Genomic DNA, 14997 nt, shown 5'->3' with positions numbered 1-14997 from the left:
GGAGGCACGGGGGAGTGGGGGGCCGGTCAGCCCTTGACGGCGCTGTCGGCCCCGGTGTCCACGAAGTACCGCTGGAACACCACGAACAGCACGATCACCGGAATGGCGCTCAGGACCGCGCCGGCCAGGATCAGGCCGTAGTCGCCCTGCCCGCCGTACAGTTCCCGGAAGTTCGACAGGCCCACCGTCAGCGTGAAGCTGGCGTTGTCCCGCAGGATCACCAGCGGCCAGAAAAAATCGTTCCAGGCGCCCTGGAACTGCGTGATGGACAGCGCGATCAGGGCCGGGCCGGCCTGCGGCAGCATCACCCGGAAGAAGGTCGTGAGCGGCCCCGCGCCGTCGATGGCGGCGGATTCCTCCAGTTCGCGCGGCATGCCCTCGAAGAACTGCTTCATCAGGAACACGCCGCCCGCCGCGACCAGCCCGTTCAGCCACAGGCCCCACAGGTTCAGCAGGCCCAGGTCCTTGAGCAGCACGTAGTTGCTGACCAGGTTCACCTGACTGGGCACCATCTGCACGAACAGCACGGCCACCAGGAAGATCAGGTTGCGGCCCGGGAAGGTCATGCGGGCCAGGGCGTACCCGGCCAGCGAGCAGAACACCACGGCCGCCGCGACCCGCAGGAAGGCGTACAGGAACGAGTTCAGCACCCACGAGAAGAACAGGCTGCGGCCCGAGGCGGGGTCCGCCGTCTCCCGGAACGCCCGGCGGTAGTTGTTGAAGGTGTACCCCAGCACGCCCGGCGTGACGTTCCGGAACGCGAAGGACCGCCCGAAGTCCTGCCGGTCGCTGGGCGGCAGGGTGCTGCCCACGATGCGCTGGCCGCGCTGCACGTCCACCTGCAGCGGCGTGCGCTCGAACACCGGGCCGCGCAGGGTGTACCCGGCGGGGCCGCGCGTGAGTTCCACGGTCTGCCCGGCGTTCAGTTCGTACTGCCGCTCCTGCGCCTGCGGGGTGTCCAGGCGCACGGGAACGGTCTGCCCGTTGCGCAGGCGGGCGCGCAGGTCCGTGTCGGGTTCGGTCAGGGTGGCGCGGACGGTCTCGCCGGTCTGGCGGGTCAGCAGCGGGCTGCGGACGGTCACGCGGTACGTGCGGGTGTCGCCGCGGCGGGCCACCTCGCGGGTGTCCAGGGTGGCGTAGTCGCGCGCCTGCGCCTGGCGGGCCACGGCGACCAGACTGACCGGCTGGTACGGGAACAGCGTGACGGCGGGGGGGGCCTGCGGCGCGCCGGGCGGGGACTGCACCTGCACCTCGAAGGTGACGGTCCGGCCCGGGTGCAGGCCGCCCTGCCAGCCGTCGCCGCTGCCCTGCACGCCCTGCGCCCAGGCGCGCCCGATCACGGCGGGCGTCAGCTGCGGGATGTTCAGGGTGGGCGGGTACTCGTTGGGGTTGTCCTTGAGGCTGCTGAGCAGGCCGGTCACGAACGGCCCCAGGAAGAAGAAGCTCATGACCAGCATGAACGCGTACAGCCACGCGGCGCGCGCCCAGCGGCGCCGGGCCAGCCAGCGTTCCCGCACGGCGGGGGTAATGGGAGCGGGGGCGGTCATGGGGCCTCCGACGGGAAGAAGCGGCGCTGCGCGGCCACCATCACCAGGATGATCAGCGCCAGGATGATCGCCCCGGCCGACGCCATGTTCACGGGCGCGGCCCCGGCCTTGAAGGTGTTCGAGTACACGTAGTACGCCAGGGTGATCAGCGTGTCGCCCGGCGCGGCGCTGCCGATCACGGCCACCTGATCGAACATCTGCATGGTCCCGATCAGTCCGACCGTGATCACGTAGAACGTCACGGGCCGCAGCATGGGCACCGTCACCCGCGTCAGTTTCTGCCAGGGGGTCGCGCCGTCGATGTCGGCCGCCTCGTACAGCGCGCCGGGAATGTTCTGCAAGCCCGCCAGGAAGAACAGCATCAGGGTGGGAATGGTCGTGAAGGTGTTCTGGATGATCACGACCAGCATCGGCACGCTCAGCACGCGCAAGCCGCCCACGCTGATCCAGCGGTCCGCGAAGTACTGGTAATCGAAGGGCGGCACCTCACGCGCCGTGACCACGCCCGTCCAGGCGAGCGCGGCCGTCACGGCCACCGCCAGCAGCGCACTCGTGGCGGCCAGCGCCGGGTCCAGCCAGCCGGCCGGCAGTCGCCGCGAACGTTCCCACAGCACCTGCGCGACCTGCGCGGCGATCAGCACGCCCAGGAAGGTCAGGATCAGCGGCTGGAACGCCTGCCACTGCGTGATCAGGTAGTTCGCCACGCCGCGCCGCTGGAACAGCCACAGGAAGATCAGCGTGATCACCACGCTGCTCGTGATGGACGGCATGTACCACGCCGAACGGAAGAAGCCCATGCCGCGGATGCGGGTGTTCAGGGCGACGGCCATCAGCAGCGCGCCCACGGTCTGCAACGTGGTGGTGATGACCGCGAACACCAGACTGTTGGCCAGCGCCCGCCGGAACGACGGGTCGCCCAGCACGTCCGCGTACGGTTTCACGCCGATCAGGCGTGGATCGTTGAACAGGTTGAAGTCCGTGAACGAGTAGTAGATGGCCCGCCCGAACGCGTAGAAGAAGAAGATGGCGGTGGTGATCAGGAACGGCGCGAGAAACAGCAGCGCGGCGGGCGTCTGGCCTCGTCGGAGCATGGCAGGCCCTCCAGGGGGGTGCCGGCCCCCGGCAGAGAAGGGCCGGGACCGGACAGGAAGAAGAACGGGCGGGGCGCGGCGGGCAGGGGAGAGCCCTCCCGCCGCGCCGGATCAGCGCATCAGCGCACCGGAAGTCAGCGCTTCTGGAAGGTGTTCATGTCCGCCTGCGCCTTCTTCAGGGCGTCGGCCGCGCTCTTCTGGCCGCTCAGGACGGCGGCGAGCGCCTCGTTGATGGGTTTGCTCCAGTCGGCACCCTGCGGACCGAACGTGAAGGCGCGGACATTGCCGTCGTCGGCTCCGTCGAACACGAGGCGGCTGTTCTGCGCGCCGGGGTCGGTCTTCCTGAAGTACGCGTTGCTGGTCAGCGCGGTGCGGCTGGGAATGGCGAGGCCCTGCTCCAGGACGTACTGCTGCACCTGCGGGCTGGTCAGGATGTTCAGGACTTTCAGGGACGCCGCGCGGTTTTTCGTGCCGCTGTTGATGGCCCAGCCGACGGTGTACAGGAAGTTGCCGCGCTGGCCGGTCTTCGGGTTCTTCGGCATCAGGGCCGTGCCGAACTTCAGGTTGGGGGCGTTGTCGCGCAGGAAGTTCACGACCCAGTTGCCCTCGATGCCCACGGCGACCTTCCCGGTTTTCAGGCAGCCGCCGGTCCAGCCTTCGCTGACCTCGCTGGGCTGGATGCCGACCTTGTTGCGGGCCAGTCCGGTGTAGAAGTTGAACGCCTCCGCGAAGCGCGGGTCGGCGAGGTTGGTGCGGCCCTTGCTGTCGAACTGCGTCCAGCCGGTCGCGAACGCGAAGGCCCCGAAGCGGTCCCAGTTGGGTTGCAGGCAGATCCCGGCGTAGTCCGGCCCGAGTTTCTGCTTCAGGGTCGTCAGTTTGGTCTGCAGGGTCGCCCAGGTGTCGGTGCCGTCGGGGTACTTCACGCCGGCCTCGTCGAACAGTGAGCGGTTGTACACCAGGGTCAGGGTGTTGAAGTCCTTGGCGACGCCGTACAGGCGGCCGCCGCGCGTGAAGGCCGCGTTCAGGCTCTTGATGAACGGGCCGGTGTTCACGAGGCCGTTCAGTGGCAGGACCTTGCCGGTGGCGACGAAGCCGTCGAGCGTCTCGGCCGGCAGGTAGAACACGTCCCCGGCGTTCCCGGCGGCCAGCAGGGTGGTCAGGGACTTGTTGTAGTCGCCCTGCAGGGGTTCGTACACGACCGTGATGCGGTCCTTGGCGAGGGCCGGTTTCACGAAGCGGTTGATCAGGTCGCCGACCACGGCGGGGTCGGTGCCGCCGTACCCGTTGATCTTGATGGTCGTCTGCGCGTGGGCGCTGCCCAGGGCGGCGCAGGCGGCGAGGGTCAGGCCGAGCAGGGTGCGTCGGGGTGCGTTCATGGGGTGCCTCCGGGGGGCGGCGCGACGGTCGCGCCGGGAATGAGCTGCACGGGAATGAATTCGCCTCTGGGGGCCTGGCCGCTGATGGCGTCCTGCACGAGGGCCAGGGCGGTGGCGGCGATGCGGGGAATGTCCTGCGCGACGGTGGTGAGTGTCTGTCGGATGGGCAGTTCCGGCAGGCCGTCGAAGCCCACCACGCTGACCTGACCGGGGACGTCCACGCCCAGGTCCTCGAGGGCGGCGACGGCGCCGGCGGCGCTCTCGTCGCTCTGGGCGAACAGGCCGGTGAAGCGCGTGCCGGTCTCCCAGGCGCGGCGGACGGCGCGGTACCCGCCGAGGACCGTGAAGTCGCTGGTGATGGCCTGCACGTCCAGCCCGGCGGCGCGGGCGCTGTCGCGGCAGCCGCGCTCGCGGTCCTGGGCGACCTGGCTGTCGCCGTGGCCCAGGAAGGCCAGCTGGCGGTGTCCGGCGCGGATCAGGTGGTCGGTGGCGAGGCGGGCGCCGCCCACGTCTTCCGGCGCGACCCAGAACTCGCCGGGTTGATGCCCGATCAGGACGCAGGGCACGCCGCGTGAGCGCAGGTACGCGGGGCGGGGGTCACCCTCGACGGCGTGCATGACCAGCACGGCGCTGGGCAGGCGGGCCATGCGGGTCAGGTCGGCGCGCAGGTCCACGAGCTGCACGCCCTGCGGGGCGGTCTGGCTTTCCAGGGCGCGGCGCAGCAGGACGTGGTAGGGGTGCAGGAGGGGGTCGTCGCGGTCGAGGGACAGGCCGAGGGTCTGGCCGGTGCGCCAGCTGAGGTGCCGCGCGGCGGGGTCGGGGGCGTAGTCCAGGCGGGCCATGACGGCCTGCACGCGGGCGCGGGTGCGGTCGGCGACGGTCGGGTGACCGTTCAGGACGCGGCTGACCGTGCCCTTGCTGACGCCGGCTTCGCGGGCGATGTCGTCGATGGTGGTGCGGGTGCCTGGATTCATGAAGTGATTGTGCCGACCTTTGCCGCGCGGCGGGGAGGGGTGTGTGGATGGGGGAACAGCCGCTCTGTGTAACCGGTTACAACTGCGGGGACGGTTCAGTGGCCCTCCGGTGCCCGGTGCACCAGACCGGAAGGCCGTCCGGACCCGGTGGTCCGACGAATGTAAGCGGTTACAGAACCCATTCTGCACCCACAGCCCGACCTGTCAATCCCCCTGATACGGATTCCGTTTGTTTCGTTGACAACCCGGAACGGCACCGGGTCGTCAACTCCACGTCCGGAACCCGGTTTTCTCCTGCTCGCTCTGCGGCGCAGCCCTACGAGTCCGCTCGGATTGAACGGCTTTGTAAGCCATTCAATCGGAGTCCGTATGACACCCAATTCGACCGGCGCCCTTCCACGGGCCACCATCCACCAACCTGCCCGGCGCTACAGTAGGCCCACCATGAACGCCGCCGAAACCCGCGCCCTGCTGCGCGCCCTGGCCGACGCCCACGCCAGAGGCCAGCGCGCCGCCATCGCCACCGTCGTCGGCGTGCGCGGCAGCGCCTACCGCCGCGAAGGCACCCGCATGCTGGTCCTCGACGACGGCGCGCAGGTCTGCATGCTCTCCGGCGGCTGCCTGGAAGCCGAGGTCGTCGAGGTCGCCCTGGAAGTCATCCGCAGCGGCCAGAGCGCCCTGACCCACTACGACCTCTCCGAGGACGCCACCTGGGGCCTGGGGATCGGCTGCGGCGGCAGCGTCGACGTGCGCGTGGAACGCGTCGACCCGCACGACCCCGTCACCGCCGCGTGGCTCTCGGCGCTGCAGGCCGGTCAGGCCGCCGCCCTGATCGTGCCGCTGACCGGCGAGGGCCGCGCCCTGATCGGCCCGGACGGCCCGCTGCTGGGCGACCTGCCCCCCGCCCTGCAGGCCTTCGCCGTGCCCGCCGCCCTCGAACGCCTCGGCAGCCGCGAACCACGCGCCGCCACCCTGACCGCCCCGGACGGCACGCCCGTGTTCGTGGACATCAGCAGCCCCCCACCGCAGCTCGCGCTGTACGGCGCCGGGCACGACGCCATGCCGCTCGCCGCGCAGGCGCACGCGCTGGGCTACGACGTGCACGTGATCGACCCGCGCGGCGCGTACCTCACGCCCGGCCGCTTTCCCGGCGCGACCCTGCACGCCCTGGCCCCCGAGGACCTCGCGGCCTTCACGCCGGGCGCGCGCACCCACCTGATCGTCATGAACCACCACCTCGACCGCGACCGGCTCTGCCTGCGCCACGCCCTGGAATCCGGCGCGGCGTACGTGGGAGTCCTGGGACCACGCAGCCGCGCACTGGACCTGCTGCGCACCCTGGCAGGGGAGGGCGTGACCTTCACCGACGCGCAACTCGCGCGCCTGCGCGCGCCCATCGGCCTGCGCCTGGGTGCCGAGGCGCCCGAGGAGGTCGCGCTGAGCATCCTGGCGGAACTCATGGCGTGGCGCCGCGGGTACGACGGTTCGTTCCTCAGCGGACACGCGGGCCGCATCCACGACGTTCCCACCCACCCGGCCGCGCCCACACCCGCCTGATACGGACTCCGATTGAATGGGCTGCAAAGACCATTCAATCGGAGCGGATGCGACTCGCAGAGCTGCCCTGCAGAGTGGGAGCTGGGCGCCCCTCCGGACGTGGAGTTGACGACCCGGTGCTGTTCCGGGTTGTCAACGAAACAAACGGCAGTCCGTATGACCCGTACCCGCGCGGGTTGCAGGGGCGTTCCCGCGCGGGTACCGGTTCCCCACGTCGCGCGCCTGCTTGACTGCGGCATGACCCACAACCCGGAAGGGCCGCAGCACCTGCCGCTGGCCGACCTGCCCACCACCGACCTGAGTGACCTGTATCCGGACGCGCCGGTGGTCGCGCCGCTGTTCCGGGAATTCGGAGGCCGCCCGCGCTTCACGGGCCGGGCCGTCACGCTGCGCGTCCACGAGAACAACCCGCTGGTCCGCGAGACCCTGTCCACCCCCGGCGAGGGCCGCGTACTCGTCGTGGACGGCGGCGGCAGCCTGAACTGCGCGCTGCTGGGCGGGCAACTCGGGGAACTGGGCGAGCGCGGCGGCTGGGCGGGCGTGATCGTGAACGGCTGCGTGCGCGACACCGCCGAACTGCAGGGCCTGAACCTCGGCATCCGCGCGCTGGCCGCCCACCCACGCCGCAGCGGCAAGCAGCCGGGCGGCGAGCGGGACGTGCCCGTCACCTTCGCGGGCGTCACCATCCACCCCGGCGACCGGATCAGCGCCGACGAGGACGGCATCCTGATCCTTCCCCCCGACGCGCACGACCCGGCCTGACGCCCGGGCGTGCGGGCCGGGGACGTGGCCGCCTGGCCCTTCCTGCGGGCCCCCGGCGCTACCCTGAACGCATGTCCCGCTCTCCTTCCCCCACCCCGGCGCGGCCCCTGTGGGTCGCGCTGGGCTTCGTGCTCTGCGGCCTGGGCGTGCTGGGCCTGCTCCTGCCGGGCTTTCCAGGGACGGTGTGGTTCATCCTGGCGGCCACCTGCTTTTCACGCGGCGATCCGCGCTGGGAGGCGTGGCTGCTGTCCCGGCCGGTCGTGGGCGACCTGATCCGCGACTACCGCGCCGGCCTGGGCATGCCGCGGCGTGCCAAGTGGGCCGCGTGCCTGTGCATCACGCTGGCGGTGGGGTTCAGCGTGGGCCGCATTCCGGTGCTGGCGGGGCAGGTCGCCTGGGTGCTGGTGGGGCTGGCGGGCGTGCTGTTCATCACGCGGCGCGTCCCGACCCGCCCGGACGGCCGCTCCGGCGCGTAGACTCCGGCCATGCTGCAAGGTGTTCTGGCCCGCCTGGATGATTCCGGGAATCACGTTCCGCGGTTCACGCCGCCCCGCTGCCTGCTGGAACGGCAGGCGGTCGGCGGCTGCGACGCCTGTCACGCCGCCTGCCCGCACGACGCCATCAACGTCGGAATGCTCGGGGCCAGCATTCAGATCGACCCGGACCTCTGCACCGGCTGCGGGATCTGCGTGCAGGTCTGCCCGACGGGCGCGCTGGAGTACAACCTGCTGCCCACGCTGCAGAGCGTGAAAGACCAGCAGTCCCAGCCGGGCCGCCCGGCGCAGGACGCCAGCCTGACCTGCTCGCAGAGCGGGGCCGGCGGTCCCAGCCTGCCCTGCCTGGGGCGCGTGACCCCGGCGCTGCTCTCGGCGGCCGGCGCGTGGAACACCCCGCTGACCCTGATTCACGGGGCCTGCGATACCTGCGCGGTCGGCGCGCCCGACGTGCCCGCCCGCCTGACGCGGGTGCTGGAGGAAACGCAGCGCCTGCGTGCGCCCACCGGCCACCCCGCGCAGGTCACGGTCCGCGCGGTCACGCCGGACGACGCCGGCCGCGCCCTGAAGGTCTCGCGGCGCGGCGCGTTCGGCGCGATGTTCCGCGCGGCCGGGCAGCAGGTCGCGCAGAGCATCCCGGAAAGTCCGCTGCCGTTCGTGGACTGGAGCGTGCCCGAGGACCGCACGCCGCAGGAATGGCAGTGGCGCGCCCGGACCCTGAAACCCGCCCCGCCCGCCGGGGTGGGCCTGCACTGGCCCGCCCCGCTGGTGGACGATACCTGCATCGACTGCCCGGTGTGCGCGAACGTGTGCCCCACCGACGCCATCACGCGCGACCTGCAGCCCGACGGGGGCGTGCGGCTGCTGCTGAACCTCGCGGCCTGCACGGGGTGCATGGCCTGCCTGCGCTCCTGCCCGCCCCAGGCGATTCACGCGCAGGAGGCGTGGCTGCCCGCCGCCTTCGAGGCGCCCATCCTGCTGCGCGAGAGTGACAGCGTGATGTGATCCGGACTCCGGTCGGGTGGCGAGAACCGTTCCACCCGAGCGGATGCAGGGAGGCGCAGAGCGGACTGCCGGGCGTGGCGTTCGCAACCCGGTGTGATTCCGGGCTGAGGGCGAAACAGACGGCCGTCCGTATGGGCGGGCCGCGCCGGCCGGTACCATCCGCCCCGCCCGGGCCGCTATCCTGCCGGTCATGCGCCGCCTGCTGCTCCTCCTGCTGCTCCCGGCCAGCGCGCAGGTCCCGCAGGCCGCCTCCCCGCAGGCTGCCTCCGTGCAGACGCCAGCGCTGCAGACGCCAGCCGCGCCGGTCCCGCCCGCGCCGGCCGCAGCGGTACGGACCCGTGGGGCGCAGCCGGCGCTGCACATGACCCGCGAACCGGGCCTGAGCGGGCCCTCACGCGCCGCGCTGCGGGACCTGCCGGCCGGGGTGCGCGTGGGCGTGCTGCTGCGCGAGGTGGGCGGCGGCCCGGTCCTCGAAGCGCAGGCGGCCGACGAGCCGTTCATTCCGGCCAGCACCACCAAGCTGATCACGGCGGCGGCCGTCCTGACCGAGCGGGGCGGCGCGGACGGCGAATGGACGGCCGAACTGACCGTCCCGGCCGCGCAGGTGGGCCGCCCGGCCGTGAAGGCCCTCACGCTGCGCGGCAGCGGCGACCCGCTGCTCAGCGTGGACCGCGGCCCGTACAGCCTGAGGGCGCTGGCGCAGCAGGCGCGGGCGCGTGGGCTGCGCTCGGTGGGCGAGGTGCGCCTGGACGACGCGACCCTGACCTCCGCGGGTTTCGCGTCCCTGCCGCTGGGCGTCCCCGTGACCGCCCTGCGCCTGGCCGACTGGCATGACCGCCCCCCGGTGGACGCGGCCGCCGCCCGGGCCCGCCTGGGCGCGGCGCTGATCGCGCAGCTACGCCTGGCGGGCGTGACGGTGCAGTCGGACACGCCGGGCGCCGCCGCGCCGTTCACTCCCTACCTGCCGCCCTCCACGGCCGACGCCCCGACCCAACCCGCTCCGCCCGTGCCGGTCGGTCGCCGTCCGGAACAGGGAATCGCCAGTGTCCGCAGCGGCTCACCGTTCACGGTGCTGGCCCGCACGCTGCGTCCCAGCGACAACCTGCTGGCCGAGGAACTGCTCGCCACCCTGGCGCACCCGCCCGGCGGGAACGGCACCCTGCGCGGCGCCCTGGCCCGCGAACGGGCGTTCCTGCGGCAGATCGGCGTGGACCTCGGCGGCCTGCGCCTCGCGGACGGCAGCGGCCTGAGCCGCGAGTCCCGCCTGAGCCCCCGCACGCTGGTTACCCTGCTGACCGTCATGCACGACCTGCCGTTCCCCACACCCGCCGCGCAGATCGCCGCCCGCCGCGCCGGACCGGGCGCGCTGCTGCCCGCCGCGCTGTACCGCAGCCGGGGCAACGCGTTCATCGAGGCGCTCCCGCAGGCCGGAACGGGGGAGGCCGTGCCCGCGCACGACGGCCGCGGCGGCACGCTGGCGCTGCGGATGCGCGGCCTGAACCTGGACGTGCGCGCCAAGACCGGCACGCTGCCCGGCGTCAGCGCCCTGGCCGGGTACGTGACGGGCCACAGCGGCCGCACCCTGGCCTTCGCGGTCCTGATGAACGGCCCCGAGGACACGTCCATCCTGACCCTGCGGGCCGCGCAGGACCGGCTGGTCGCCGCCATGGCCGGCGCCCACTGATCCGCACGCCCCCGCCCGGGGGGGGGTGGCCGGCCAGTCACGCCGCTCCTGCCGGTGGGGATGTTCACGCGGGTGTGAGAGGAATCCTCTAGACTTGCGGGCGTGATGAGTGACGGGGCAGGGATGCGGGTGGTCGTGGCGACCGGGAACAAGGGCAAGGTCCGGGAGATCGAGGAGGCGCTCGGCGGGCTCGGGTGGGCGCTGCAGGACCTGGGCGGCCTGCCCCTGCCCGAGGAGACCGGCTCGACCTACGAGGAGAACGCCGCCCTGAAAGCCTGCGCCGCCGCGCACATGCTGAACCTGCCGGCCCTGGCCGACGACAGCGGCATCGAGGTCGAGGCGCTCGGCGGGGAACCCGGCGTGTACAGCGCCCGCTACGGCAACGTGGACAGCGACACGGAACGCAACGTGTTCCTGCTCGAGCGTCTGCGCGGACAGAAGAACCGCCGCGCGAAGTTCGTGTCCGTGATCATCCTGGCGTACCCGGACGGGCACCTCGAGACGTACCGCGGCGAACTGCCCGGCACGCTCCTCGAGGGGCCGCGCGGCGAGAACGGCTTCGGGTACGACCCGCTGTTCGTGCCGGACGGCGACACCCGCACCCTGGCCGAGATGACCGTCGCCGAGAAACGCGCCATCAGCCACCGCGGACAGGCGCTCGCGGCGCTGCGGGCCGCCCACCACGCCGGCCTGCCGGAACGGGAAGTCAGTCAGCTGGGCTGACCCGCGTTCAGGGACCGCTGGGACAACAGCGGGGAAACCTTCACTCTGGGGGCCGCGCGGCAGTCGCGCGGCCCCCCACTGCGTACGGTGGGCGGCATGAGTCACCGTCACAGCACCTACCGCAGCATTCTGATCGGCCTTGTCGGCGGCGCCGCCGGGACCCTCGCCATGGGCCAGTACTGGACCCGCGCCGCGCCGCTGGTCGAGGGCAGCAGCGAAGGGGATGAAAGCGACGGGGGCGGCCAGGATCAGAAACCGAAACCCGACGCGCACTCCATCGCCCCGCTCGGGCAGGTGCACGAACCCGGCGAGAGCAGCACCGCCGCCCTGGGCCGCCTCGCCTACGAGGGCGTGGCCGGGCACGCGCCGGGCAGGCAGACCCGCGCGGCCCTCAGCGAGGCCGTCCACTGGGGCATGGGCGCGGTCAGCGGCGGCCTGTACGGCGCGCTGGCCGGGCGCGGCAATCCCCTGAAAGGCGCGGCGTTCGGCGTGGGCCTGTGGGCGCTGATCGACGAGGGGCTCGTGCCGCTGCTGGGCCTGCAGGACGGCCCGGCCGGCAGTCCGGCGCGCGGGCATGCCAACCGCCTCGGCGCGCACGTCGCCTACGGCCTGGGGTTGGGTCTGAGCGTCCTGCTGCTGGACGCCGCGCTGCCCGGGGACTGAACGGGGCCGGCGCACCGGCTGGGAGCCGTTGCGGGGTGGGTCTTTGGTTTACGCCTGGGCGTGTTCGCGCACGTCGTTCTTCAGGCGCATCAGGATGGCGCCCATGCCGCGCAGGCGCATGGGGGTGATCAGTTCGGTCAGGCCCATGTCCATGTAGAACTGGTCGGGGACGCTCAGGATCTCGTCGGGCGTGGCGCCGCTGAGGGCCTCGTGCAGGATGCCGGCGTAGCCGCGCACGGTGGGGGCTTCCTCCGGCACCTTGAAGTACAGGTTCACGCCGCCCGCGTCGTCGCGTTCGGTGACCAGGAAGAAGGGGCTGGTGCATTCCGGGACGGGTTGCAGGAATTCCGGGTGCTCGACGTACTTCTCGGGCAGGCCCGGCAGTTTCTTGCTGTATTCCAGCAGGGCCTGGAGGCGCAGGGCCTTGGGGGCGCTGCGGAACATGCTGACGATGCTCTGGAGCTTCTCGGGCAGGGGGGCGGGGGCGCTGTCGCTCATGCGGGTACTGTAGCGCTGGCCGGGGGGCGGGATTGGGTGGCCCTGTCCAGTTGACCTCTTTTGTCAATTGATGCTGGCGGGGGGTACAATCGGTGGGCAAACCCGAGCGTCACCCCCCATACCCGCCACAGGAGGCACCCCACATGGAATACGCAAAAGACGTACTGGTCAGCACCGACTGGGTCGCGCAGAACCTGAACAAGGACGGCATCCGCCTGATCGAGGTCGACGAGGACATCCTGCTGTACGACACCGGCCACATCCCCGGCGCCGTGAAACTCGACTGGCAGACCGACCTGTGGCACCCGGTCGAACGTGACTTCATCACGCCCGACAAGGTCAGCGAACTGCTGGGCCGCCTGGGCATCCGAGCCGACGACCAGATCATCCTGTACGGCGACAAGAGCAACTGGTGGGCCAGCTACGCCTACTGGTTCCTGAGCTACAGCGGCGTGAAGAACCTGAAACTCATGAACGGCGGCCGCCAGAAGTGGATGGCCGAGGGCCGCGAGACCACCACCGACGTCACCCCCGTGCAGCCCAGCGAGTACCCCGCCCTGACCCGCGACGACAGCCTCCGCGCCTACCGCGACGAGGTCAAGGCCCACCTGAAAGCCGTGCAGGACGGCAAGGGCGCCCTGGTCGACGTGCGCAGCCCCGACGAGTTCAGCGGCAAGGTCACGCACATGGCCAACTACCCGCAAGAAGGCGTGCTGCGCGGCGGCCACATTCCCGGCGCGCGCTCCATTCCCTGGGCGAAAGCCACCAACGAGGACGGCACCTTCAAGAGCGCCGACGAACTCAAGGCCCTGTACGAGGGGGAGGGCGTCACCGCCGACAAGGAAGTCATCGCGTACTGCCGCATCGCCGAACGCAGCAGCCACAGCTGGTTCGTGCTGCGCGAACTGCTGGGCTACCCGAACGTGCGCAACTACGACGGCAGCTGGACCGAGTGGGGCAACGCCGTGGGCATGCCCATCGAGAAGACCTACAGCGAAAGCTGACCCGCACTCCGCGCCCCACCCCCGCCCCGCGCGGGGGTTTTTCTGTTGTCTGGACGTGCCTGCACCGACCGGCCCCCTGACGGACCGCTGACGAATCAGGAACAGAGTATGCTGCGCTTTGAATCACAAACCAGTGGACGGTCCCTTCCGCACCGGGCGCCTTGCCTGCGCGGCCCGGACTGCCTGTGGAGGCTGCAACCATGAACCCACCCCGCCTGCTCCTGTCCCTTGCCCTGCTGACCCTGCCCGCCGCGCACGCCCAGACCACCCCGGCCCCGCCCGCCTCGCCGCTGCCCGCGCCGCTCAGCACCTCCCTGACGGTTCCCGGTGACCTGCGCCCCGACGCGCCCGAACTTGCCGCGCGCGGCCAGTACGCCGTGGGCGTGCGCACCCTGAACCTCGTCAACCCCGGCCAGCAGGACATCGTGAATGCCAGGGACGGCGTCGTGCCCACCTACGACCGCCCCCTGACCGTCGAAGTCTGGTACCCCACCGCCGGCCGCAGCGGCAGCGGCCTGACCACCTACAGCGACGTGCTGGGCAGCGCCCCCGACAAACCCTTCCTGACGCGCGGCCGCGCCAACCGCGCCGCCCCCCCCCTGAAGGGAGAGGCCTTCCCGCTCGTGATCCTCTCGCACGGGTACGCCGGCAGCCGCGTCCTGATGACCTACCTCGCCGAGAACCTCGCCAGCAAGGGCTACGTCGTGGTGGCCATCGACCACACCGACAGCACCCACGGCAACCGCGCCGCCTTCGCCAGCACCCTGCTGAACCGCGCGCTGGACGACAACTTCGTCATCAGCGAGATGGCCCGCCTGGGCGCGGCGGGCAGCGGCTCGCCCCTCAGCGGCGTCGTGGACGCCGACCGGACCGCCATCGTCGGGTACTCCATGGGCGGGTACGGCGCCCTGAACGCCGCCGGCGCCGGGTACGGCCCGCAGATGGCGCCCCTGGTTCCCGGCAAGGGCTTCGCCGCGCGTCAGGCCGGGAACTACCAGGTGGACCCGCGCATCAAGGCCGTCGTCGCCTTCGCTCCCTGGGGCGGGGACGCCGCCGTGCGCGGCATCGGCGTGAACTTCGGCGGCAAGTACGGCTTCTGGGAGGACGCCGGCCTGCAGAACCTCAAGGTGCCCACCCTGTTCGTCGTGGGCGACCGCGACGACGTGTCCCACTACGAGGGCGGTGTCAAACCCCTGTTCGAGAACGCCGTGAACGCCGAACGCTACATGCTGGTGTACCAGAACGCCCTGCACAACGTCGCGCCGAACCCCGCGCCCGCCGAATCCTTCGCCTCCTTCGGTGATTACATGCACTACGCCGAACCCGCCTGGGACAGCGCCCGCCTGAACAACATCAACCAGCACTTCGTGACGGCGTTCCTGAACCTGAAACTCAAGGGCGACCAGAGCGCCGCCGAGTACCTGAACGTGCCGGTCCCCGTCTCCAACAACGCGAAGTACAGCCGCAACGCCGACGGCACCCCCAGGGCCGACGACACCTACTGGAAAGGCTTCAAGGACCGCACCGCGCGCGGCCTGGAGCTGTACCACCTGATGCCCAAACAGTAATACGGCCTCCGATTGAATGGGCTGCAAAGACCGTTCAATCCGAGCGGACTC

General features: G+C 71.5%; 14 protein-coding genes. 9 read left to right on the top strand and 5 right to left on the bottom strand.

Features of this window, described 5'->3' with window-relative positions; genetic code table 11:
* Window positions 1-26: 26 nt before the first annotated feature.
* The 4 genes from ABDZ66_RS05000 to ABDZ66_RS04985 form a co-directional block, all read right to left on the bottom strand.
* Window positions 27-1547 carry a carbohydrate ABC transporter permease gene (locus ABDZ66_RS05000; RefSeq protein WP_343756766.1) on the bottom strand — a complete coding sequence of 507 codons (1521 nt, stop codon included), beginning with the start codon at window positions 1545-1547 and terminating at the stop codon, window positions 27-29.
* Complete coding sequence (locus ABDZ66_RS04995) at window positions 1544-2638, bottom strand: carbohydrate ABC transporter permease (protein WP_343756764.1); 1095 nt, start codon at window positions 2636-2638, stop codon at window positions 1544-1546. Before ABDZ66_RS04995 ends, ABDZ66_RS05000 begins: the two co-directional genes overlap by 4 nt.
* A gap of 134 nt (window positions 2639-2772) precedes the next feature.
* The gene (locus ABDZ66_RS04990; RefSeq protein ID WP_343756762.1) at window positions 2773-4014 is read right to left on the bottom strand and encodes an extracellular solute-binding protein; all 1242 of its coding nucleotides are present in this window, start codon (window positions 4012-4014) and stop codon (window positions 2773-2775) included.
* Window positions 4011-4988, bottom strand: coding sequence for a LacI family DNA-binding transcriptional regulator (locus tag ABDZ66_RS04985; protein ID WP_343756760.1), 978 nt, complete (start codon window positions 4986-4988; stop codon window positions 4011-4013). The genes ABDZ66_RS04990 and ABDZ66_RS04985 overlap by 4 nt, the downstream gene beginning before the upstream one ends.
* A 444-nt stretch (window positions 4989-5432) precedes the next feature.
* Here ABDZ66_RS04985 and ABDZ66_RS04980 point away from each other — a divergent pair, with 444 nt between their 5' ends.
* The 7 genes from ABDZ66_RS04980 to ABDZ66_RS04950 all read left to right on the top strand — a co-directional run bounded on the left by ABDZ66_RS04980 (window position 5433) and on the right by ABDZ66_RS04950 (window position 11876).
* Window positions 5433-6545, top strand: a complete 1113-nt coding sequence (locus ABDZ66_RS04980; RefSeq protein WP_343756758.1) for an XdhC family protein — start codon at window positions 5433-5435, stop codon at window positions 6543-6545.
* Window positions 6546-6782: 237 nt separating this feature from the next.
* Window positions 6783-7307 (top strand): ribonuclease E activity regulator RraA, encoded by a 525-nt coding sequence (rraA, locus tag ABDZ66_RS04975; RefSeq protein ID WP_343756756.1) that lies wholly within the window; start codon window positions 6783-6785, stop codon window positions 7305-7307.
* 71 nt (window positions 7308-7378) lie between these two features.
* Window positions 7379-7783, top strand: coding sequence for a YbaN family protein (locus tag ABDZ66_RS04970; RefSeq protein ID WP_343756754.1), 405 nt, complete (start codon window positions 7379-7381; stop codon window positions 7781-7783).
* Window positions 7784-7792: 9 nt separating this feature from the next.
* Window positions 7793-8806 carry a 4Fe-4S binding protein gene (locus ABDZ66_RS04965; protein ID WP_343756752.1) on the top strand — a complete coding sequence of 338 codons (1014 nt, stop codon included), beginning with the start codon at window positions 7793-7795 and terminating at the stop codon, window positions 8804-8806.
* A 190-nt stretch (window positions 8807-8996) separates the two neighbouring features.
* Entirely contained in the window at window positions 8997-10490 is a 1494-nt protein-coding gene (locus ABDZ66_RS04960) for a D-alanyl-D-alanine carboxypeptidase (protein ID WP_343756750.1), read from the top strand.
* Window positions 10491-10613: 123 nt separating this feature from the next.
* On the top strand, window positions 10614-11213 hold the full coding sequence (rdgB, locus tag ABDZ66_RS04955) for an RdgB/HAM1 family non-canonical purine NTP pyrophosphatase (protein WP_425544403.1): 600 nt from the start codon (window positions 10614-10616) through the stop codon (window positions 11211-11213).
* A gap of 96 nt (window positions 11214-11309) precedes the next feature.
* Window positions 11310-11876 carry a hypothetical protein gene (locus tag ABDZ66_RS04950; RefSeq protein WP_343756746.1) on the top strand — a complete coding sequence of 189 codons (567 nt, stop codon included), beginning with the start codon at window positions 11310-11312 and terminating at the stop codon, window positions 11874-11876.
* Window positions 11877-11924: 48 nt separating this feature from the next.
* Here ABDZ66_RS04950 and ABDZ66_RS04945 read toward each other — a convergent pair whose 3' ends face one another.
* Window positions 11925-12374 carry a SufE family protein gene (locus tag ABDZ66_RS04945; protein WP_343756744.1) on the bottom strand — a complete coding sequence of 150 codons (450 nt, stop codon included), beginning with the start codon at window positions 12372-12374 and terminating at the stop codon, window positions 11925-11927.
* A gap of 143 nt (window positions 12375-12517) precedes the next feature.
* Here ABDZ66_RS04945 and ABDZ66_RS04940 point away from each other — a divergent pair, with 143 nt between their 5' ends.
* Both ABDZ66_RS04940 and ABDZ66_RS04935 read left to right on the top strand, forming a co-directional pair.
* Window positions 12518-13378 carry a sulfurtransferase gene (locus ABDZ66_RS04940; RefSeq protein ID WP_343756742.1) on the top strand — a complete coding sequence of 287 codons (861 nt, stop codon included), beginning with the start codon at window positions 12518-12520 and terminating at the stop codon, window positions 13376-13378.
* A 200-nt stretch (window positions 13379-13578) separates the two neighbouring features.
* Window positions 13579-14946, top strand: a complete 1368-nt coding sequence (locus ABDZ66_RS04935; RefSeq protein WP_343756740.1) for an alpha/beta hydrolase family protein — start codon at window positions 13579-13581, stop codon at window positions 14944-14946.
* Window positions 14947-14997 lie beyond the last annotated feature (51 nt).

It is taken from the genome of Deinococcus depolymerans (genome assembly GCF_039522025.1).
Lineage (GTDB): Bacteria > Deinococcota > Deinococci > Deinococcales > Deinococcaceae > Deinococcus > Deinococcus depolymerans.
This window is presented reverse-complemented; position numbering and strand designations above follow the sequence as displayed.

What these genes read in the sequence shown, in the direction of transcription:
- ABDZ66_RS05000 (WP_343756766.1), bottom strand. Translation starts at nt 1,547, where the DNA reads ATGACCGCCCCCGCTCCCATTACCCCCGCCGTGCGGGAACGCTGGCTG.
- ABDZ66_RS04995 (WP_343756764.1), bottom strand. Translation starts at nt 2,638, where the DNA reads ATGCTCCGACGAGGCCAGACGCCCGCCGCGCTGCTGTTTCTCGCGCCG.
- ABDZ66_RS04990 (WP_343756762.1), bottom strand. Translation starts at nt 4,014, where the DNA reads ATGAACGCACCCCGACGCACCCTGCTCGGCCTGACCCTCGCCGCCTGC.
- ABDZ66_RS04985 (WP_343756760.1), bottom strand. Translation starts at nt 4,988, where the DNA reads ATGAATCCAGGCACCCGCACCACCATCGACGACATCGCCCGCGAAGCC.
- ABDZ66_RS04980 (WP_343756758.1), top strand. Translation starts at nt 5,433, where the DNA reads ATGAACGCCGCCGAAACCCGCGCCCTGCTGCGCGCCCTGGCCGACGCC.
- rraA (WP_343756756.1), top strand. Translation starts at nt 6,783, where the DNA reads ATGACCCACAACCCGGAAGGGCCGCAGCACCTGCCGCTGGCCGACCTG.
- ABDZ66_RS04970 (WP_343756754.1), top strand. Translation starts at nt 7,379, where the DNA reads ATGTCCCGCTCTCCTTCCCCCACCCCGGCGCGGCCCCTGTGGGTCGCG.
- ABDZ66_RS04965 (WP_343756752.1), top strand. Translation starts at nt 7,793, where the DNA reads ATGCTGCAAGGTGTTCTGGCCCGCCTGGATGATTCCGGGAATCACGTT.
- ABDZ66_RS04960 (WP_343756750.1), top strand. Translation starts at nt 8,997, where the DNA reads ATGCGCCGCCTGCTGCTCCTCCTGCTGCTCCCGGCCAGCGCGCAGGTC.
- rdgB (WP_425544403.1), top strand. Translation starts at nt 10,614, where the DNA reads ATGCGGGTGGTCGTGGCGACCGGGAACAAGGGCAAGGTCCGGGAGATC.
- ABDZ66_RS04950 (WP_343756746.1), top strand. Translation starts at nt 11,310, where the DNA reads ATGAGTCACCGTCACAGCACCTACCGCAGCATTCTGATCGGCCTTGTC.
- ABDZ66_RS04945 (WP_343756744.1), bottom strand. Translation starts at nt 12,374, where the DNA reads ATGAGCGACAGCGCCCCCGCCCCCCTGCCCGAGAAGCTCCAGAGCATC.
- ABDZ66_RS04940 (WP_343756742.1), top strand. Translation starts at nt 12,518, where the DNA reads ATGGAATACGCAAAAGACGTACTGGTCAGCACCGACTGGGTCGCGCAG.
- ABDZ66_RS04935 (WP_343756740.1), top strand. Translation starts at nt 13,579, where the DNA reads ATGAACCCACCCCGCCTGCTCCTGTCCCTTGCCCTGCTGACCCTGCCC.